The organism is Natronogracilivirga saccharolytica (assembly GCF_017921895.1).
Classification (GTDB): Bacteria; Bacteroidota; Rhodothermia; order Balneolales; family Natronogracilivirgulaceae; genus Natronogracilivirga; species Natronogracilivirga saccharolytica.
Window position 1 is genome coordinate 63,513 of sequence record NZ_JAFIDN010000013.1, and the last position, 19,675, is coordinate 83,187.

Sequence of the window (19,675 nt, forward strand, 5' to 3'; positions counted from 1 at the left end):
CTGATGTAATCAATGCAACCTGGAAATTCCGGGCTGACCGTATTGTAAAAATTGTAACGATATGCCTGCTTGGGACATTCCTTACAGGCTGCATGGAAACGTACGAAGTGGAGCCTGACTGGCAGGCTGCCGGAGAGGAGGCGGTTATCGCTGACTCTGCGATGATCTCAGCCGCTCATCCCGAGGCGGTTTCTGCCGGACTTGATATACTCAGGAACGGAGGGAACGCCATGGATGCCGCAGTAGCGGTGCAGATGGTCTTGAATGTTGTCGAGCCTCCCGAAAGTGGAATCGGTGGGGGCGGATTTCTGCTGTACCGTGATGGTTCCAGCGGAGAGTTGGTTTTGTACGACGGCAGGGAAACTGCCCCGATGACAGCTTCAGAAGACCGGTTCAGATTCGGTCCGCTGACCATGCCGCTCTGGATGGCCGTACCCACCGGGCTGTCTGTGGGTGTGCCGGGAGTTCTCGCAATGCTGGACAAGGCCCATAAAGAACACGGAAACATGACGTGGGACAGCTTGTTCGATCCGGCCATTGATCTTGCAGAAGAAGGTTTGCCCATGCCGCAGCGGCTTCAGCGCCAGATAGCAAATGACCCTTCATTATGGTTATTCCGGGATACAAGAAAACATTTTGCGCGTCCGGCCGGTGATGATCAGCCCGTCCTGCAAAACAGCAGGCTTGCTGAAACGCTGCGCAAAATATCGGAGAATGGAATCGACGATTTCTACACCGGTGAGCTTGCCGGAAACATGGTCGATGCAGCTGCGAACAGGTGGCCCGGCCCGGGCGATCTGTCCAAATCCGATTTAGGCAGCTACGAGGCATATGCCCGGGAAGCACTGTGCGGAAGTTACCGGGACTGGGTTCTTTGCGGGCCGCCGCCGCCATCGTCCGGTGGCGTCGCCATTCTTCAGATGCTTGGCATCCTGGAACATTTTCCCATGGATTCTTATGAACCGGGAGATCCGGAGGCACTGCATTTAATTGCCGAAGCCAGCCGCATCGCCTTCGCAGACCGCTCCAGATACATCGGTGACCCTGATTTTACGGATGTTCCTGTGAATCAACTTACCGATCCCGGCTATTTATCAGAATGGGCCGGAAAAATTGATAGAGAATCGGTGCTGGATGACCCTTTTCCCGGCGTCTCTTTTGAGCAGGAAACTACGGGGACGTCCCATTTTACGATTATTGATGGCTTCGGCAATGCGGTATCGATGACGTCATCCATTGAAGCTCCGTTTGGCAGCCGGATCATGCCCGACGGATTCCTCCTTAATAATCAACTCACCGATTTTACTTTTTCGCCGGACCGGAACGGATTTCGCTCACCTAATGCTGCAGAACCCGGCAAGCGTCCGCGCAGCTCAATGTCGCCATTCATGGTTTTTGACAAGGACGGGGAGCTCAACCTGATTATCGGTTCGCGTGGGGGCGCCCGCATCATCGGCTATGTCCTGAAGACTCTTGTCGGTGTACTGGACTGGCAGTTGTCACTTCAGCAGGCCATAGCCATGCCGAATATGCTGCACCGGGGGGAGTTTCTGGAACTGGAGGAGGGATCGGCCTGGGCCGGAGCAGCTGATCACCTGCAAACCCTGGGACATAATATCCGGATAAAACCGCTTGAAAGCGGAGTACATGGCGTCGAGCGTGTATTGCTGCAGTGCACTGACGATAATTCGGCAATCCGGCCGTTTTTTCCCCGGGAAAGGAATACTTCCGGAACGGATTCAAAACAATGCAAATCCGGATGGAGAGGAGGGGCTGATCCGCGTATGGATGGAGAAGCTGCAGGCTTTTAGACTTTCAGGTCAAAAGCTTTTCACAGCTGCTGATCCGGCATGCGCATTAAAACAAGGTAAAGATCCGAGTCAGGATCATAATACCTTTCGAGCACAACGGCATTTTGAAGTGTAATGTTCATATCTGAATACAACAGCTCGATTCCCGAGTCTTGATCACCACGGCCCATGCCCAGTGCCCGGCGCTGCAACAGTCCGGAGAGTTTTTTCCGCGCTTCTGACTCTGCTTTTTCCCAGGAGCTTATAGTATGTTCATAGGCTCTGGATGTGCCCACGGCAAAGAGGTAGCCCGGTTCTTCGGGTTTGTTATCTGCCCATTCGGGGCGATGGGTCACCGGTGTCATGAATCTGTGCTCTTCGAGTTTCTCGCTGCATGCCGCTGGTCCGGAAAGAACCATCGAAATACCGCCTGCTATCTGACGGTCGAGAATAATTATGCTCGATTTCAGATTCTCCAAGCCGGTTGTGTCATAATAGGCCATATGGTCAGCTCCCTGCCAGGCTGATCCGGCGAGTCCTTCCTCATCGGGTTCTCTGTTGCCATAAATAATCTCCTGCTGACGCTGGTAGGCTGCCAGACTTTTTTCGTATGCCAACTTCACGGATTGTTCCGGTGCCAGCTCCGAGTGCATCGTCATTCCCACAGCAGTCATTCCGCAGTTGACGGGCTGATTCCAGAACCATGCCGGCTTAATTTTGAAATAGTTTATCCCCTCGTCTTCGGAGACACCATCATATGCATGAGCGGTGCCAAAAAAGGAAGCGGTGAAGAATAAAACATACCCCGTAAACAGGAAAAAAATGAAAACCCTCAGGATCATATCATCACTGTCATATAAATTATTATTCTGAAATTTAGGAAAATAAAATGTAAGACCGTTGGCTTTTTCATCTTATGCAGATTAAATATTTTTAATCACATAAAGTCCGCAGTATTTTATCCATTGCCGTTTTTCCGGTGTTTCCGGTCTGGTAATCATAAAATATCTTGTACAGGCATGACTTCCCGGTCCCGATACTTCTGACTCTGTACACCTTTGTGTGAAACCATTAGTTTTTTTGTGCGTACCAGGACGAGTTTGAATGAAATGCGTTTTTATGAAATGTTCAATGAAACCAAGACACAGCCAAACGAAATCTCTGTCATGACACGATTAATTCAATCGGTTTTTTTTACATGTATTACCTCACTGGTCTTTTTAACGATAATTTCCGGATGTTCGCCTGACAGACCTTTAGAGGAATCACAGCAGGATCCCGCCATGGAAACCGAGCCGCCGCCGCTTATAGACCGAAATCTGTTTTTTGGTGATCCGGAATACGCCGGAGCTCAGCTGTCCCCGGACGGCGAATACATTACCTTCAGGAAACAGTACAATGATGTCATGAACATCTGGATTAAGGAACGCGATGCCGATTTTGATGATGCGCGGCCTCTGACCGCCGATACCGCCCGGCCGGTGACCAGCTATTTCTGGAGCCACGACAGCCGCTATATACTGTACGTTCAGGATCAGGGTGGTGATGAAAATTATAATATCTGGCGGGTTGATATTCACGAAGACCCGGATGAGGAAACCGGTGTCCCGGAAGCAACCAATCTGACTCCGGTTGACGGCATTCGCGCACAGATTTACTCCGTGCCACGATCGCATCCCGACCGAATGATCGTAGGCATTAATGACCGGGATCCTTCACTGCACGATGTATATCATATTGATATCGAATCGGGAGAGCGGGAACTTCTGATTGAGAACAAAGAGGATATTGCAAGCTGGGTAACCGACAGGGAAGCAGAAGTGCGTGCAGGTATTCGTCAAACGCATGACGGAGGGACAGAGTTGCTTATGATAACCGATGACGGTTTTGAAAAAGTCTACGAAGCCGGTCCCGAGGAGGCATTCTCGCCTGTACGCTATCATGAAGACGGCCGCCATATTTACATGAACACAAATACGGGTGACCGGGATCTCTCGGAATTTGTTCTTTTTGATACAAAAACAGGGGAGACTGAGTTTATTGAGCGTGATCCGGAAGACGAAGCAGATTTTGGCGGTGCCACATTTTCGGATATCAGCAATGAACTGCTGGCTACTTATTATGTCGGGGACAAGCGTCGCACCTATTTTCATGATGATGATTATGAGCAGTTGTTCGGGCAGTTCCGCGAAAAAGTGGGAGATGGCGAGATCAGCTTTACTTCCCGGACGCACGACGAAAATCAGTGGCTTTTCCATGTCGGAAGTGATGTGGATCCGGGCTCGGTCTACTATTTTGACAGCCGGTCCGGGCAAAAAGAATTGCTTTATCAGTCACGCCCCGATCTGCCGTCAGAGTATCTTGCCGAAATGAAGCCCATCCGTTTTACTGCAAGGGACGGACTGGAGATTCCGGGTTATCTCACGGTTCCGAAGGGCAAAGAGGCCGGGGAGCTGCCTGTGGTGGTCAATCCTCATGGCGGACCCTGGGCACGTGACTACTGGGGATACAATTCTTACGCCCAGTTTCTGGCCAACAGGGGGTATGCCGTGTTGCAGATCAACTTCCGTGGTTCCACCGGTTTTGGCAAGGAATTTCTTAATGCCGGAAATAAGGAGTGGGGCACCGGATATATGCAGCACGATATTACCGACGGTGTAAAATATCTGATTGATGAAGGCATTGCCGATCCCGACCGTGTGGCCATCTTCGGCGGATCGTACGGCGGTTATGCCACACTTGCCGGACTCGCATTTACTCCCGAACTGTATGCGGCCGGAATTTCATTTGTAGGGCCATCGAACATCATTACACTTCTCAATTCCATCCCTCCCTACTGGGGACCGATGCGGAAAATGTTCCACACCAGAGTAGGCGATCCGGATGATCCGGAAGATTACAACCGGCTTGTGGAGCAGTCGCCGCTCTTTTCAGCTGAAAACATAAAGGCGCCCCTGATGGTGGTGCAGGGTGCCAACGATCCGCGTGTGGACAAGGCCGAGTCGGATCAGATTGTTGTTGCCATGCGTGACCTTGAGCGGGATGTTGAATACCTGGTTGCTGAAGATGAGGGGCATGGTTTTGTGCGGCAGGAAAACCGGCTGGCATTTACTCATGCCATGGAACGGTTTTTTGCAGAACACCTTGGCGGACGCTATCAGGAAGATCTGGAAGAAGAGTACCGCAAACGTCTCGATGAAATGACTATGGACGTTGCCGAAGTGGAACTTCCGGAAGAATCGCCCGAACTGGAAGCTGCAAAATCTGCCGATCTTCCTGAATTTGATGCAAGCGATTTTGACGGCACAGAGCTGAACTACCGTGTTGTCATGGATGTGCAGGGCAATGAGATGGAACTGGATCTGCTGCGGACAGCCGAACTGATCCGGACAGATGACGGGGAAAAAATTCTCAGACTCCGCGATGATATGACATCACAAATGGGAGAGCTGAGCGATGAACTTCTGACAGATCCGGAGACTTTCCGCCCGCTCAGCAGAGTTATGGAGCAACCCATGAGTAATGTAGAGGTGAAGTACCACTCCGATAAGGTGACCGGGAAAATCGAAGCCGGAGGGCAGCAACAGGAGCTGGAAGAAGCGATTGACGCGCCTGTTTATGCCGATGGAGTGCATGTCGATTTCTTTGTCAGGCACATGGTTGTATCAGATATGGAGTCTTCTCTGATCCGGTATTTTGATGTCAATGCCCAGGATGTCCGCCATGTCCGGGCCGTCGCATCAGAAGAAGATGAACATGTTCGTGTTGAATTTGAAGCCCTGGATGATCATCAGGGCGGTCGAAACTATGTGGTCACCAACGACGGGGTTATTCTGACGGTGGAAGACCGTATGCCGGCACAAATGGGAGGGGGAACGATCAAAATGACACTTGAAGAGTAACATCTCCCGGGTTCTGAGTTGCCGTTTCAGCTTGTTCTGCCAAGCTGATCCTGCAAAAGAATAAAAAAAAAGACGGGTGCCCGGATCGTAAAGAAAAGATCTGGCAGCCGTCTTTTATATTTGAGGCGTTTGACCGGATGATCAGTGCGCGCGGGTTATGCACCTGATCCCGGAAGCGGAAGCACAGTAAGTGTCCACATTGCAAAAATTGTGAGCAGCATGGTTGTAGCAAATACAGCAGGCCAGACTTTGGTACTCTCAAGCGATGGGGTGGAAGCTGCACCTCCGCGGTATTTGATGTAAAGCTCAATACCGAAGAGTACGGTTGTTGCTGCTGCCGACATCATGCAAAACGGGCAGATCGCTCCGATGACACCAATCTGCAGATAAACAAATCCGAGTGATGCCAGAAATCCGAACCCGGTTACCGGAAGCAGCAACCGCTCGATGGTTTCATTTTTTGTCTGCAGCCAAAGCGCACCCATGGCTATCATCACGATGTAATAGACAGCTCCTACGGTAGCCAATGGAATGGGACCAATGTATGCCCACTGACTGGTTATTACTTTCATACTTCCCGGCAGGTTTGCATCTGCGGGTATCAGCGGAATGGCCCAGAAGTGGACAGCGGTTAAAATGGCACTGGCTACCCAGCCGAGCATGGCTACTACAATGAATCCGATAATCAGTCTGTTCATAATATTGTTGTTTATTGATTTCAGTTAATTTCAGGAAGGCCGCTGATTGCTGTCTTCCAACCTACATGTCAGTATAAATATACATATATATTTATTTCAATACAAATATATGAACGTGCGGATTGATTGTCAAGTACCTCAGATCAACTGCGGGTGTGTAACAGCAGCCGTTTCAGCAGTTGGCCAATTGTCTTTGAAAATTAAGTCATTAAGCTTATTATTCTGTGAACCGGCAATTATCAAAAAAAACTCGGAGGACCGAGATGAATTTTTTTAGTTATATCCTGAATACGATGGTGGCGGCTCTTGTAATGCTGATTGCCGTAAATAGCGTACAGGCACATCCGGGACACGGGGAATCGGATGGCCATTCATTGCTCCATTACATAACAGAACCGGTTCATGCTATTCCTTTGCTTGGATCACTGGCTTTTCTGGTGGTTGCAGCCTTCTGGATTTACCGGAAGTGGTTCAGGGCAGATAAAAACCAGGATGCCGGGAAACTGGTAAATTAAGAGAAAACCTGAGCTTTTTCCGCTCATTCTGTTTTCGCCCATCTACTATCATCAATAAACTTCATCTTAAGGGTAATGGGATGCCGTGCCGGCGATCATTTCTTGTGGCCTGTATGTAAAGCGAATGCAGTTCTTGAGCGAAGGTACTGTTTTAATTTGCAGGCAGGGTATGAATCCGGTCTTGCTGAACTCATTTTTGAATAAAAAAAAGGCTGCCTCCCGATGGGGAGACAGCCTTCAAGTGCTGCTTGCATCACAAATAACAAGAGAGTATTAATACTTCACCTATTCAAAGCAGACTTGATTTAGTCAGGATTACTTGATAAAGCTCATCTGACGTGTGAGTTCCACTCCGCCTACTTCGAGACGATAGATGTAAGTTCCGGATGCAAGTCCGGTAGCATCGAAAGTTACCTGATGCTGCCCGGCATCCATATGCTCGTTTACAAGAGTGGTGACTTCACGGCCAAGCATGTCATAAACCTTAAGAGTGGCCATGCCGGACTCAGGAATTTCAAACCTGATTTGCGTATCGGGGTTGAAGGGGTTGGGGTAGTTCTGCTCGAGAACATATCCTTCCGGAGTTTCGGCACGGAACTCTTCGCCGGCGGTCGGTTCAGGCAACTCGTCACGAGTGAACTTCTGCAGTCCTTGTCCGCCAAAGGAACCGGCTACCATGGTCTGACCGTCGGAAGAAATCGCAAGTCCGCGAAGCGGATGGAACTCCTCGTCACCATCACCGAAGTCCCAGGATACTTCGTCAGAAACGGCATAACCGGCGGTCGGATCAAAGCTGTAAATGGAGTTGGTGTTCCATACTTCAGGATCGTTCAGCGGATCCCATCCGGAGCCTGATGCCGATGCGTGCAGCATGCCGGTTGCAGGGCATACGCTGACAGCACCCGGGTCCATGTCTGCAAATGTCGTGGTGTCTGCCAGTTCGTATCCGCCAAAGGGGTCACCTTCGTACACCTGAATGGTGGGGCCGTCAGTTGGCTGGTAAATTTTGCTTCCGTCAGCATTAACGGCTATATCACGGGCAAAATCTTCCCTGTTGGCAGTAGCCTGTCCCACTTCGTTGAAGTTTTCGTCAACGATATGGATGGGCGCACCACCGAATACAGCTGAGTAATAGATGTATCCGTTTTCGTCGGCCGCCAGTTGATGAGCATGGGAGTTATCGTCATCGCGCATGTCAGTAATTTCAGCCACATCAAGGCCTTCACCGGTCTGGTGATCAATACGGACAATAAAGGATGTAGCTACGTCAAGTGTGAAATCATCATCTGCCTCGTAGATATTTCCGTGCATGGTAATCAGAACGTCGCCGTTGGGGTCACTTGCAACACCGGTTATCATACCAAACCGAAGGGTAGAGTCGGCATGCTCTACGCCGTAGACAGGTGAAAAGTCACAAGGTGTTTCAAGATCGGCTTCAAAGCACTCCAGAGCGCGGGCAGGATTGCCGTCCTCATCAGTGGTCTGATAGTACCCGCCGGTCCAGAGTTTGTCTTCACCATCAAATGTCAACCCATGGGTATTTGCGACAGATGTGTCTGAAGGTACATGTCGTTCAAATTGCCACTCGGTGGCTTCTTGTCCCATAGCCAGCAATGGCAGTATGATGGTAATGGCAAGAAATGGTATACTTCTTTTAAGCATAAAATATATCTCCGTTTTATTTTTGGTTCTTCGGGATTGAAGATTACTGCATCCTACATGCATGTTATGTCATGTCTGGGATGCAATATTTTGTCCCTGAATGATTCAGATGTACCGGAATATTTGCATTTACGAGTGGTTAGTCAAACCCGATACGGCTATTTAACATATTATAACAAAACGTTGACACTCTTTAACATACATGTTTTTTTCAAGGCTTTTGCGGAGTGGGGTGGAATTTCGTCCGGATGTGAGATCCGGTTTAGTTATTAATAACTTAAGACATATATCTTAGTCATGTAAATGTAGACGGAAAGCGTTATACTACCGGAAATGGTGGTAAGGTTATGTAAAAAAATGACAGCATGTTTTCTGCCTGCTGCTATTGTTTTATTCAAAAGAATCACTTTTTGAGCCACCTGCATTGATTGCATAGATGTATATTTCGGAACTGTTTTAAAAAATTGAACAATATAAAAGTGGAGTTAGCAATGAAAACGGAAATGTGCCTGCGAAGACCAGGCAGCAATACACTGATGAAACTAATACTCGTTCCGGTATTGGCCGTGCTTTTTGGTACCGGTGGTTGTTCTGTTTATGAAGAGGCTGTCAGGGGTGCGATTGATGATGCCGTAAGCGAGGCTGTCGACCGGGAACTGGGAAGCCGCATGGCCGGCTATACCGACGTCATGATGTATCAGCTTGCCTATACTCAAACCTTTTTCCTCGGTGGATATGGTTTTGATCCGGATGCCTTTGAAGAAGGCCAGGGTGCAACCTGGCGGGTTGAGTCCATCGACCAGGAAGAAACTTCTTCCTTTACCGCTGAGCGTGCACTCTTGAAACGCAACGATGACGGCACCATGTGGTGGTATCTCAAATTCCACGCTGAAGAGATGGAGCCGGTGGAATATGAAATCCTGCTGGGACCCGACCTGCAGGCACGTGAAATGTACATCAGGGATCCGGAAAGGGAGGATATCCGCTATCATCAGTTTGCCTATGACGAGCAGGAGATAGCCGAAGCCGAAGAGGGAGACGCCTCAATTGCAGAAGTTGGCTATCATACCAACTACTACTTCACCGAAGAGTGGAGCGAGTTCAGGGAGGGTACCGAAACTATAACCATCGGTACCACATCGTATGATACTGATCTGCTTTATTTCAATCCGGCAGATCATGAAGAGTATGAGGATGAACTTGAGGAGGATGAAAATTATGAGTTCCGCTGGTGGGTCACGAAAGATGTACCCGGTGAACTCGTAAAATTTGAATACAAGGCCCTCGGGCAGGGAGGCACACTCCGGGGCGAACTTGTGGAAATTCGTGACGATTATACTATCCGCTTTGCAGACCTGTAGATTGCTGGCTTGCGGTATATCCGGAAAGTCATGAAGATCTTGCCAAAGGCGGGCATCGTGGTTTATGGTGCCTGCCTTTTTTATTTTTGGTAACCCGATATTTCCGTGTTCCTGTTATATTGGGCGACCGGACGGCAAAGTGGCCCCGGTGTATGTTGCATCAGTTTCGCACCTGAAATCAATTGCATACCCGTTTCATCCAAACGGCCACCGAAAATATTCAGATAATCAGGCAGTATGGCAGAAGAACAAAACCATCCGTTTCCGCATGAGCCGGGACCGCAGGGTCCCGAAGTAAAACAACCGCATATTCTGGAACTTAAGGTACCACCCGTCGTAATTTTTGGTTTTTTTGCCGCAGCCATGTGGGGTATTGCCGTCTATTTTCCCGTTTTTGATGTGGATATTCCATTTCGCATACCCATCACCATATTTCTGACGGTGACTGCCGGTTTGACAGGGGGCTACAGTCTCCACCTGTTTTTAAAAGAAAAGACAACTCTTCACGCACACAAACCTCAGGATACCGGTCAAATGGTGGTTTCCGGTCCGTATCGCCATACCAGAAATCCCATGTATCTCTCACTCTCCCTGGTTCTCATCGCATGGGCCATATTTCTGTCCGACCTTATCGCTTTGATGATGATGCCGGCGTTTTACGGATATATGACGCGATTTCAAATCATCCCCGAAGAGCGGCAGCTCATATCCAAATTTGGCGATGACTACAAAGATTACGCCGACAAAACACCCCGCTGGCTGTAGCCTGGAACCATGCCTTATCTCGTCTTCGTAACTGTTTTATGGGCTTTTTCTTTCAGTCTGATCGATGAGTATCTCGCCGGACAGGTAGACAGTGATTTTGCCGTACTCTCCAGGGTGGTTTTTGCAGGTCTGATTTTCATTCCCCTGACGCGATGGACCGGAGTAAGAAAGGAGCTGATTGCCGGTACTGTTGTCGTTGGTTCTCTTCAGTTCGGGGTGACCTATTTGTGCCTTTATCGCTCTTTCGAATTTCTGACCGCCCCGGAAGTACTCCTTTTTACCATCATGACCCCGGTGTTCGTAACCCTGTTTGATGACGCCCTGAACCGGAGGTTTTCACCTGCGGCGCTGCTGGCAGCATGCCTGGCCGTGGCCGGCGCCGGAGTGATACGCTATGACGGTGTAACAAGCGGCTATATCACCGGTTTTTTGTTGCTGCAATTATCCAATGCCTCCTTTGCCGCCGGACAGGTAGGCTACAAGAATCTCATCGCCAGATATCCCTCAGAAATTCCTCCGGTACGGTTTTTCGGGTATTTTTTTCTCGGCGCTTTGATTGTAATGCTGCCGGCGTATCTGATTTTCGGAGACTACACTATGATGCCTGAAACGTGGCAGCACTGGGGTGTTTTGCTGTGGCTGGGTTTCGGGGCTTCGGCTGTCGGACTTTTTTTGTGGAACACAGGGGCGACCAGGGTGGATGCAGGGACACTTGCTGTCATGAACAATGCGCTTATTCCGGCAGGGCTGCTTGTCAATCTGCTGATCTGGAACCGTGATGCAGATCTGGTCCGTCTGGCTCTCGGGGGTATCATTCTGCTGATTGCGTTATGGATCAGTCGTCGGTTTCGGTGGAATAGTATTCACCGGGGCAATCGTTAACCAATGTGATCTGCTCAGAATAAACCCACTTCTGCATCAGACACGCGCACTGTTTTCAAATTTTTCAAGCGTGCTGCGTATGGCGGTTTCAAGTTGAGGGGCCTGCATGACTCCGGATTGCTGCCACAAAACCTTTCCTTCCTTAAACAGAATAAGCGTAGGGATGCCTCTGACCTGATAGCGTATTGCTACATCCGGATTCTTTTCCGTGTCAATTTTCAAAATGTGAATATCTTCACCCATTCGCTGCTTCAGTTCTTTCAGGATGGGCGGCATCATTCGGCACGGTGCACACCAGTCAGCATAGAAGTCCACCAGAACCGGAGTATCCCCTTTAATGATTTCTGAAAAGCTTTTTTGTCTGATATTGTTTGCCATCTGTCCAAAATTTTGAGTTTAACCGGAACTATCACTCTCTGGATTTAACGGTGCCTTGCCCGGACTGAAAGGGTTCTGCATGCTTCTTCTGCTCGTTTGCACTTACAGCATCACGTGCGCATGTGTTTCCCGCACATTGGCCGACCATGCAGCCGGTGTTGAAAGCCGCCTGAAACAGAAAAAAAAGCGACAAAAGACCCAGTGCCGGTTCGCTGCTCGTGAGGCCGCCATAGGCCAGGAAGAGGCCAAGTCCCAGAGCGACGAACCGCATGGGATGCCAGTTTTGTGTCAGACGCTGAATTAAGTTCTTTATCATAGTATTCCGATTGTTACTTAAATATATATTTATATAACAATATATGAATAGCGCATCAGAATGTCAATCTCAAAAAAAAGCATCAGGATGTCACCGATCCTGATGCTTTGAACTGTGAAATATATAGTGAATCAAATCCGGTTGATATGCTGAATCAGTTTGCCGGTTCAACGCGCCACAGAGCGCCGTCACTGTGGTCGGTCACAATATACATATTGTCATCGGGACCAATCCTGATATCCCTGATACGGCCGAGTTCTTCCAGCAGCAACTCCTCGTCATGGATGACTTCATAAAATCCATCAGGGTTGTCTGTCACAAGCCTGCGAATACGTTCCGCTGCAAGCCCCCCGGCAAACAAGTTGCCTTCCCAGACACTGGAAAAATGATCGTTTGTCACCAGTGCAAGTCCGGATGGCGCAAGGGTGGGAAGAAGCTCATAAACAGGTTCAACGATTCCATCCATCCTTCTTGCCTCGGAATGGGGGAAATCTTCCTGCGTTCTGTAGTCCAGACCCCTCGTTACTGTCGGCCATCCGTAGTTTTCACCCGCTTCCACAAGATTCAGTTCATCACCTCCGCGCGGACCGTGCTCTGTAACCCAGATCTGGCCGGTTTCAGGATGGACGACCAGCCCCTGTATATTGCGGTGTCCGTATGAATAAATTTCGTCAAGCGCGTCATCATCCCCGACGAAAGGATTGTCGGAAGGAACCGATCCGTCGTCGTTGAGCCTGAGCAACGTGCCGGCATGATCCATGAGGTCCTGTGCTCTGGGGGGCTCTGTGCCACGATCACCAATGCTCATTAAAAGTTTACCGTCGTTGGTCCATGCCAGCTTGGAACCATAGTGGCGCCCGGGACTTGAGTAGCGATCCTGGACAAATATATCTTCAGCATCTGTAAGTGAACGGCCGTCCAGTCGCGCGCGGTGCAGAGCGGTTGCCGTTTCATCGTCGCCATTGGGTTTGGAGTACGTAAGATAAATCCAGCCGTTTGATTCATAGTCAGGATGCACTGAAACTTCAAGCAAACCACCCTGGCCTCTGGCATGGATTTCCGGCAGACCTTCTATTTCATGAAAATTGCCGTTTTCAACAAGATGAAGCCTGCCGGGTCGCTCGGTAACGAGCATATTGCCATCCGGAAGAAACGCTATTGACCAGGGATGTTCCAGATCGCCGGCAACCTTGCTGACCCGCAATTCGGCATACTGACTGTTGCTGATCCAGCTGTCTTCGTGATGGTCATGCTTGCCATCCGCTGTAGCAAACCATGAACTGCCTGCGAAAAGCAGTGCAATTGCCAGCAGGGGAATAAAAAAAGCGGTATATCGAACGAGTCGTTTCATAGCTGATAAGTTAAAGTGAATGGATACAGTCTTTTAACACGACCGTGGCACAATATGTTCCGCTTGTTTTACAATTAAAAAATGCCGCATATCATTGATATGATGCATAAATTAAATACATTTGACAGAAATACTTTGGAGCCGTCCAAGCTCAGCGAATACTATCAAAGGGCAGATTGGTGATTTCCTTATTCCACTTCATTTCATTCCACTTCCGGAAATAAAATTTTAAACAACCCTGAATAGGGCCAAACATTACACAAAAAAAATCCTTTCATGAGAAACAAGATATCAGCTCTGCTACTGGCACCGCTTTTTTTACTTGCCGGCGTCTCTTCCTGTGCTGCCACCGACGCGGCCACTGCTCAAAACGATACTAATGACTCCGAAGATTTCAAGCCGCTCAGCGTAGAGGTGCTGTGGGAAATGAAACGAATCGGTACGCCGGTTGTCTCGCCGGACGGAGAATGGGTTGTTGCTCCGGTAACCCGGTATACCATGGACGATGACGAAAGTCACACCGATCTCTGGCTGTTTGCCGCTGACGGGTCTGCAGAACGGCCGCTGACCCGCCACGGTTCTGCCGATGGCCAGCCGGTTTTCAGTCCGGATGGTGACATGCTCGCATTTGTCACGCGCCGGGATGATGACCAGGCCGGTCAGCTGTATCTGCTGCCAATCAGTGAGCCGGGTGAAGCCCGTCGTCTGATGGAGCTGCCGACTGGTATCCAGGCCCCGAAATGGGCCGGCGACCACATCTATTTCATTTCTAACGTCTGGCCCGAAAAAAGCTGGGATGAGATGAAAGAGGAAATCGAACAGCAGGAACAGTCCCATGTCTCGGCTCACATCTGGAACGAACTGCCCTACAGCCACTGGGACCACTGGCTCGACGAAGAGCGCCAGGCCCATGTGTTCCGCGTACCGGTTGATAAGGGCATTCTTGACAGAAAGACGCTTTCGGAACGTGAAGAGGCGGAAAACGGCAACCGGCACAGCAACAGCAACGTCCTGGTGGATGCCGATAACGTTGAGCCGGTTACGCTGTCTTCCGGCCATGAGCTGCCGCGTTCAACCCAGGGACCCGGAAGTTACGATGTGACTCCGGATGAGTCCAAAGTCGCTTTCGTGAGCGATACGAACCGCGACGATACTGATCCCAAAATGGACATCTATCTGATCGTCCCGGGAAGCGATCAGGCGACCAATATAACCGTGGAAAACGATGCGCCGGACTCCGGCCCGTTGTTCAGCCCGGATGGCGCTGTTCTTGCCTACAACCGTCAGCAGATTCCCGGTTTTTATGCCGACACCCGGCGGCTTGTGCTTTATGACATGGAAGAGGAGACTCATCGCGAACTTACATCCGACTGGGACCGCTCTGCCGACGGACTTGTATGGGCTCCCAACGGAAATGAGCTCTACGGAGCTATTGATGATGCCGGAACCCGGAGGGTTTATGCAATCGATGCCGAATCCGGTGAGCCGCGGCAGGTAACATCACAAACGGATTACATGTCACTGAGTGTCTCGCAAACAGGCCTGCTGGCGGGATTGAATCAGAGTTTCCTGTACCCGCCTCGTCTTGTTACCATTGATCCGGCTGATGGAAATACGCGCAGACTCGATTCCCTGAATGACGATATTCTTGAAGATGTGGACCTGGGCACGTACGAATCGGTTACCTACGAAGGTTATGATGGTGAGGAAATCCAGATGTGGGTTCACTATCCTCCCGGATTTGATGAGGAAAAGGAGTACCCGCTTTTTCTGCTGATTCATGGTGGTCCGCACAGCGGCATAACCGACGGGTTCCACTTCCGCTGGAATGCCCAGACATTTGCATCCTGGGGATATGTGACTGCCTGGCATAATTTCCACGGATCATCCGGTTTCGGTCAGGACTTCACCGACGCCATCAACCCCGACTGGATCACCAAACCCTATGCCGATACCCGAAAAGCGGCGGACTGGTTTGCCGCACAGCCATGGATTGATGAAGATCGCATGGTTGCCGGCGGCGGCAGTTACGGCGGCTACCTTTCAAGTATTCTCCTCGGAAAAGAGCATCCGTTTCAAACGCTGCTGATTCATGCGCCGGTCTACAACATGTACTCACAGATGGCGGCCGATTTTGCCGTGCATACCGAACGATTCGGAGACTATTGGGAGCACGATATTTACGATGAGATTTCTCCTCATTATTACGCTGAAAACTTTGACACTCCGGCTCTGATTATCCATGGACAGCTGGATTACAGGGTCCCGGTCGGACAGGCATTTGAGTTGTTCCGGACGCTGCAGCACCGGGACATCGAATCGCGTCTGATCTATTTCCCCGATGAGAACCACTGGATTCTCAAGCCAAACAACTCGGTAAAATGGTATCATGAGGTACGGGAATGGATGTCCAACTTTGCCGCACCTGGGCCGAAATAATCTTTTTGTTGTATCTTTCTGAAAAATCTTTAATATGTCAGTAAGTGTAATCTTTAGAACTGTTTAGGTGGTGTGCTGTGTCCGCGTCAGGAGTTGTTTTCTGCGGCTTCTGCGGTCTGTGATGGCATCACCTGATGAGACTCGCATGCAACAGGCAATCTCATTTCACAAAGGAGCTGGAAATGAAAATAAAGGATATTCTCAACAAGAAAGGCAGTGATGTCATCAGTGTTCCCGATGATTCCATGGTCTATGATGCCATCGCCCTGATGGCAGACAAAAATATCGGGGCGCTTGTCGTTATGTGTCAGGGCAGCATGTGCGGTATTGTATCGGAACGTGACTACCGCAACAAGATCATACTCAAGGGCCGGCATTCAAAAGATACACCGGTCCGCGACATTATGACCCGGCAAGTGATGTGTGTAACCGAAGACTATGAGCTTCATGAATGCATGAGAATCATGTCGGAGAAAAAAATCCGGCACCTTCCCGTCATCGATGACAAACGCAATGTCACAGGTATGATATCCATCGGCGACATAGTAAAAGCCATTATTGACGAACAGAAATCCGAAATCAATGATCTGAGGAATTATATCACCTCGGGATATCCGGGCTGAAATCCTTGAAGCGGAAGCGGTATGCGACCGGCAGCTCCGTTCTGCCTGAAACCGAATAATTTCCTGTTTAGAAATTGTAAATGAAACCGATCTGCTATAACTTCAGGGACAGATTTAAATCCGTTATATGAAGATTATTGATGTCGCTGAATTTTATGCAGACGAAGGTGGCGGTGTAAAAACCTACATCAACCAGAAGCTGCAAGCCGGCAAAAAGGCCGGCCATGAAATAGTTGTTGTCGCCCCCGGACCGCGGGCAGGAGAAGAGGAGCGTTTTGGCGGACGCATCATCTGGGTGCCGGGACCTTCTCTGCCGGTGGACCGAAGGTATTATGTGCTCTGGCGGGAAAAAATGGTTCACGAGATCCTGGACAGGGAAAAGCCTGATGTAGTGGAAGGATCATCACCATGGTCGGGCGGATGGTTTGCCGCACGCTGGAAAGGGGATGCCGTAAAATCGTTTATTTTCCATCAGGACCCCGTAGCCGTCTATCCCCATACCTTTCTGGGCAAGCTGATGAATTATTCGCGGGTAGACAAGCTGTTTCTGTTCTACTGGAAGTATCTCAAACGTCTTAGCAAGCGTTACGATGCGACCATCGTCAGCGGTGACTGGCTGGCCGACCGGCTCAGTGTGTTCGGTATCAAGAATCCGATCGCAGTACCATTCGGCATTGACAAAAAATTTTCATCGCCCAAAAGGCGGAATCCGAAGATCCGTAAGAAGCTTCTGGCCGATCTTGGCCTTCCCGATGATGCCGCGTTGCTTATCGGGATCAGCCGCCATCATCCGGAAAAACGCCTTGGCACGGTATTTCAAGGATTCCGGCAGGCATCCCTTCAAAGAAAAATGGGTCTTGTACTGTTTGGAGACGGACCTTTTCGATGGATGGTAAAAAGACAGGCGCGCGGGGTCGGACATATCAAGCTGATGGGGTTCACAGCCAACCGCGAAGAACTGGCCGAGGCCTTGTCAAGTGCTGACTACTTTATACATGGTTCTGCGGCAGAAACCTATGGACTGGTTGTGGCAGAGGCGATTTGCAGCGGTCTTCCCGTTATCGTTCCCTCACGGGGCGGTGCTGCCGATCTTGCGGCGCGGGATTATTCCGAGACATATGAGCCCGGCAATCCCGCAGAGCTTTCTAATGCTATTATACGTATGCTGGACCGTGACCGCCCCAAAATGGTTGAAGCATGTGCTGTTGCTGCGCAGAATTCCATCGGGACAATGGATGATCACTTCAGCAAACTCTTTGATGTGTACGAAAACCTGGTGAACATCAGGTAGATTAAAAAAGCAAATCAAAAACTGGAGGCCAGAACCGGTAGATCAGAACAGGTAGGTCCAACCAGATAAACCCAATCAGGTAAATCAAAGCCTGCAGACCAAAATTGCAGATCAGAACCGGCCGAATCGCAGACCCATGATACCTGTCAGGCCGGACAAGTCTGAATCGCTGGTGCCGTCCAGGCTGACGTTGGACGCATACCTGTAATACAATCCTCCGCTGATCCGGAACCAGCTGGTCACGTTCAGAAACACATTGGCGCCCGGCTGTACCACAAAATAGTCATCCCGGGTCTTCTCGAGGTCAACATCCCCGTCATCATAACGAACGGTCCCCGAGCCAACAAGCAGCTGTGTCCCGAAATGGAGCAGCCGGTAGGAGCTGTTTACATACTCCAGCTCGAAGCCGCCGTAATTGGTTCTGATATCCGGCTTCCGGATGTCGTCATGCGGCCAGTTTACAGCGCTTGCATCGGGCCTGGTGCGGTAGCCTGCCAGACCGATATGCAGTGCATGGTCACTGGTCAGGTTGAGAATCCATGCCCCACGGGTTCCGGACATGTATACGGTTTCGCCGTTTACCTGGGTCAGAGCATAAGTCAGCTGTCCGAAGCCGCCGTGTCTGATGTCTGAGCGGAACAGGGTCTGGGTTTGCTGTCGTGCGGAAGCGGCACTGACGGTGATGAGAAACAGCGTCATGAACAGTAGGGGAATCCGGAAATGTTTCATATGAGGTAATTATTAAGCGTATGATGATGTTGTTGTACCGGTGCGGATAAGCCCGAATTTTAAAAAGACCCGAACTTGAATCAGAAGGACCCGAACTTGAATGTAATGGCTGCGTTTAATCCGGAAAAGTCACTGTCACCGAAGCCACCCTTGTCGATTCCGCTGGTGATCCGGTAAGACAGTCCGGCGGCAATCCGGAAGAAATGTGTCATGTTGACTTCGGCATGCACGCCTGGCTCGAGTACAAAGAACGGCTCAGGATCTGAATCGGAAAATTCGTGATCGGTAGTTCTGGTTGTCAGACCTCCGGCGCCGATCAGTGTTGATGTGGTGAAATGCAGCAGACGGTAGGTCTGATTGGTGTATTCCACTTCAAATCCGCCATAACCGGCGGCAGCAAGCTCAGTTTCCCCATTTTCGGGCTGAAACGGCATTTGGTGTTCGGTCACCAGACCGTAACCGCCGCCTCCGAGCGAGATGCTGTGCTGATTGGAAAAATTGATAATCCAGCCGCCGCGTCCGCCAACCCAAACCGCCAGATCATTATCAATACTGCCGAAACGAACAACAGGCCCGCCAAATCCGCCGTGTTTTACATCCCCGTCAAACAGGGTCTGCATGTCCTGCGACTTGGCTGATGGGGCGGTCATAAGTGACAGCAGCAATATTATGGTAGTGGCGGCAGAAAAAAAGATATGTTTTCTCCGACCGGAAAAGCAGGTCGGATTTCCGCAATTTGCAGTAGTGAAAAAGTGTCTTTGTGTGTCGTTAAATTTCTTCATCTTTTTAAATGTTTGGAATTGTAGGTCAAATGCAATGTCTTTACCATGCTGATAAGCACCTGTGTCCGGATCATGCCCCGGCATGTGAAATTTTGTTATGTGATATACGCAGGGCCGGGCGCGGGGTTTCAGGACCGGGTCAGCTTTTTTCAATATTTGCAAAAATGATTGTCACTTTATGAGCCTCGGGA

At 49.9% G+C, this 19,675-nt stretch carries 17 protein-coding genes; 9 read left to right on the forward strand and 8 right to left on the reverse strand.

All coding sequences use genetic code 11. The annotated features are described in order from the left end of the window. Nucleotides 1–92: 92 nt before the first annotated feature. Nucleotides 93–1,811 (forward strand): gamma-glutamyltransferase, encoded by a 1,719-nt coding sequence (ggt, locus tag NATSA_RS13810; RefSeq protein ID WP_210513194.1) that lies wholly within the window; start codon nt 93–95, stop codon nt 1,809–1,811. A 20-nt stretch (nt 1,812–1,831) separates the two neighbouring features. Here ggt and NATSA_RS13815 read toward each other — a convergent pair whose 3' ends face one another. Next, nucleotides 1,832–2,632, reverse strand: a complete 801-nt coding sequence (locus tag NATSA_RS13815; RefSeq protein ID WP_210513195.1) for a hypothetical protein — start codon at nt 2,630–2,632, stop codon at nt 1,832–1,834. Nucleotides 2,633–3,073: 441 nt separating this feature from the next. On the opposite strand from NATSA_RS13815, the gene NATSA_RS13820 reads away from it, so the two are divergent. Continuing rightward, nucleotides 3,074–5,692, forward strand: coding sequence for a S9 family peptidase (locus NATSA_RS13820; protein ID WP_210513196.1), 2,619 nt, complete (start codon nt 3,074–3,076; stop codon nt 5,690–5,692). Nucleotides 5,693–5,847: 155 nt separating this feature from the next. Here NATSA_RS13820 and NATSA_RS13825 read toward each other — a convergent pair whose 3' ends face one another. After that, nucleotides 5,848–6,390 carry a vitamin K epoxide reductase family protein gene (locus NATSA_RS13825; protein WP_210513197.1) on the reverse strand — a complete coding sequence of 181 codons (543 nt, stop codon included), beginning with the start codon at nt 6,388–6,390 and terminating at the stop codon, nt 5,848–5,850. A gap of 263 nt (nt 6,391–6,653) precedes the next feature. Here NATSA_RS13825 and NATSA_RS13830 point away from each other — a divergent pair, with 263 nt between their 5' ends. Then, nucleotides 6,654–6,905, forward strand: coding sequence for a hypothetical protein (locus NATSA_RS13830; RefSeq protein WP_210513198.1), 252 nt, complete (start codon nt 6,654–6,656; stop codon nt 6,903–6,905). Nucleotides 6,906–7,220: 315 nt separating this feature from the next. On the opposite strand, the gene NATSA_RS13835 is transcribed toward NATSA_RS13830, so the two are convergent. Further along, nucleotides 7,221–8,567 carry a T9SS type A sorting domain-containing protein gene (locus NATSA_RS13835; protein WP_210513199.1) on the reverse strand — a complete coding sequence of 449 codons (1,347 nt, stop codon included), beginning with the start codon at nt 8,565–8,567 and terminating at the stop codon, nt 7,221–7,223. Nucleotides 8,568–9,058: 491 nt separating this feature from the next. On the opposite strand from NATSA_RS13835, the gene NATSA_RS13840 reads away from it, so the two are divergent. From NATSA_RS13840 to NATSA_RS13850, 3 genes are all read left to right on the forward strand, one after another. Continuing rightward, a complete protein-coding gene (locus NATSA_RS13840; RefSeq protein ID WP_210513200.1) occupies nt 9,059–9,928 on the forward strand; it encodes a hypothetical protein in 870 nt (289 codons plus the stop codon). 237 nt (nt 9,929–10,165) lie between these two features. Continuing rightward, complete coding sequence (locus tag NATSA_RS13845) at nt 10,166–10,693, forward strand: methyltransferase family protein (RefSeq protein ID WP_210513201.1); 528 nt, start codon at nt 10,166–10,168, stop codon at nt 10,691–10,693. A 9-nt stretch (nt 10,694–10,702) separates the two neighbouring features. Continuing rightward, nucleotides 10,703–11,575, forward strand: a complete 873-nt coding sequence (locus tag NATSA_RS13850; RefSeq protein ID WP_210513202.1) for a carboxylate/amino acid/amine transporter — start codon at nt 10,703–10,705, stop codon at nt 11,573–11,575. A gap of 36 nt (nt 11,576–11,611) precedes the next feature. Here NATSA_RS13850 and trxA read toward each other — a convergent pair whose 3' ends face one another. The 3 genes from trxA to NATSA_RS13865 form a co-directional block, all read right to left on the reverse strand. Further along, the gene (gene trxA / locus NATSA_RS13855) at nt 11,612–11,953 is read right to left on the reverse strand and encodes a thioredoxin (RefSeq protein WP_210513203.1); all 342 of its coding nucleotides are present in this window, start codon (nt 11,951–11,953) and stop codon (nt 11,612–11,614) included. Between the two features lie 31 nt (nt 11,954–11,984). Then, entirely contained in the window at nt 11,985–12,269 is a 285-nt protein-coding gene (locus tag NATSA_RS13860; RefSeq protein ID WP_210513204.1) for a hypothetical protein, read from the reverse strand. A gap of 154 nt (nt 12,270–12,423) precedes the next feature. Then, a complete protein-coding gene (locus NATSA_RS13865) occupies nt 12,424–13,620 on the reverse strand; it encodes a PQQ-dependent sugar dehydrogenase (RefSeq protein WP_210513205.1) in 1,197 nt (398 codons plus the stop codon). Nucleotides 13,621–13,896: 276 nt separating this feature from the next. On the opposite strand from NATSA_RS13865, the gene NATSA_RS13870 reads away from it, so the two are divergent. The 3 genes from NATSA_RS13870 (at nt 13,897) to NATSA_RS13880 (ending at nt 17,973) form a co-directional block, all read left to right on the forward strand. After that, on the forward strand, nt 13,897–16,059 hold the full coding sequence (locus tag NATSA_RS13870) for an alpha/beta hydrolase family protein (RefSeq protein WP_210513206.1): 2,163 nt from the start codon (nt 13,897–13,899) through the stop codon (nt 16,057–16,059). Nucleotides 16,060–16,241: 182 nt separating this feature from the next. Then, the gene (locus NATSA_RS13875; protein ID WP_210513207.1) at nt 16,242–16,682 is read left to right on the forward strand and encodes a CBS domain-containing protein; all 441 of its coding nucleotides are present in this window, start codon (nt 16,242–16,244) and stop codon (nt 16,680–16,682) included. Nucleotides 16,683–16,809: 127 nt separating this feature from the next. After that, the gene (locus NATSA_RS13880) at nt 16,810–17,973 is read left to right on the forward strand and encodes a glycosyltransferase (RefSeq protein ID WP_210513208.1); all 1,164 of its coding nucleotides are present in this window, start codon (nt 16,810–16,812) and stop codon (nt 17,971–17,973) included. Between the two features lie 111 nt (nt 17,974–18,084). Here NATSA_RS13880 and NATSA_RS13885 read toward each other — a convergent pair whose 3' ends face one another. Together NATSA_RS13885 and NATSA_RS13890 are read right to left on the reverse strand one after the other, a co-directional pair. Next, nucleotides 18,085–18,702 carry a hypothetical protein gene (locus NATSA_RS13885; protein ID WP_210513209.1) on the reverse strand — a complete coding sequence of 206 codons (618 nt, stop codon included), beginning with the start codon at nt 18,700–18,702 and terminating at the stop codon, nt 18,085–18,087. An 80-nt stretch (nt 18,703–18,782) separates the two neighbouring features. Continuing rightward, nucleotides 18,783–19,484, reverse strand: a complete 702-nt coding sequence (locus tag NATSA_RS13890; RefSeq protein ID WP_210513210.1) for a hypothetical protein — start codon at nt 19,482–19,484, stop codon at nt 18,783–18,785. Between the last annotated feature and the right edge of the window lie 191 nt (nt 19,485–19,675).

Coding starts and splice junctions, on each gene's coding strand:
- ggt (WP_210513194.1), top strand. CDS start 93: ATGGAAACGTACGAAGTGGAGCCTGACTGGCAGGCTGCCGGAGAGGAG.
- NATSA_RS13815 (WP_210513195.1), bottom strand. CDS start 2,632: ATGATCCTGAGGGTTTTCATTTTTTTCCTGTTTACGGGGTATGTTTTA.
- NATSA_RS13820 (WP_210513196.1), top strand. CDS start 3,074: ATGGAAACCGAGCCGCCGCCGCTTATAGACCGAAATCTGTTTTTTGGT.
- NATSA_RS13825 (WP_210513197.1), bottom strand. CDS start 6,390: ATGAACAGACTGATTATCGGATTCATTGTAGTAGCCATGCTCGGCTGG.
- NATSA_RS13830 (WP_210513198.1), top strand. CDS start 6,654: ATGAATTTTTTTAGTTATATCCTGAATACGATGGTGGCGGCTCTTGTA.
- NATSA_RS13835 (WP_210513199.1), bottom strand. CDS start 8,567: ATGCTTAAAAGAAGTATACCATTTCTTGCCATTACCATCATACTGCCA.
- NATSA_RS13840 (WP_210513200.1), top strand. CDS start 9,059: ATGAAAACGGAAATGTGCCTGCGAAGACCAGGCAGCAATACACTGATG.
- NATSA_RS13845 (WP_210513201.1), top strand. CDS start 10,166: ATGGCAGAAGAACAAAACCATCCGTTTCCGCATGAGCCGGGACCGCAG.
- NATSA_RS13850 (WP_210513202.1), top strand. CDS start 10,703: ATGCCTTATCTCGTCTTCGTAACTGTTTTATGGGCTTTTTCTTTCAGT.
- trxA (WP_210513203.1), bottom strand. CDS start 11,953: ATGGCAAACAATATCAGACAAAAAAGCTTTTCAGAAATCATTAAAGGG.
- NATSA_RS13860 (WP_210513204.1), bottom strand. CDS start 12,269: ATGATAAAGAACTTAATTCAGCGTCTGACACAAAACTGGCATCCCATG.
- NATSA_RS13865 (WP_210513205.1), bottom strand. CDS start 13,620: ATGAAACGACTCGTTCGATATACCGCTTTTTTTATTCCCCTGCTGGCA.
- NATSA_RS13870 (WP_210513206.1), top strand. CDS start 13,897: ATGAGAAACAAGATATCAGCTCTGCTACTGGCACCGCTTTTTTTACTT.
- NATSA_RS13875 (WP_210513207.1), top strand. CDS start 16,242: ATGAAAATAAAGGATATTCTCAACAAGAAAGGCAGTGATGTCATCAGT.
- NATSA_RS13880 (WP_210513208.1), top strand. CDS start 16,810: ATGAAGATTATTGATGTCGCTGAATTTTATGCAGACGAAGGTGGCGGT.
- NATSA_RS13885 (WP_210513209.1), bottom strand. CDS start 18,702: ATGAAACATTTCCGGATTCCCCTACTGTTCATGACGCTGTTTCTCATC.
- NATSA_RS13890 (WP_210513210.1), bottom strand. CDS start 19,484: ATGAAGAAATTTAACGACACACAAAGACACTTTTTCACTACTGCAAAT.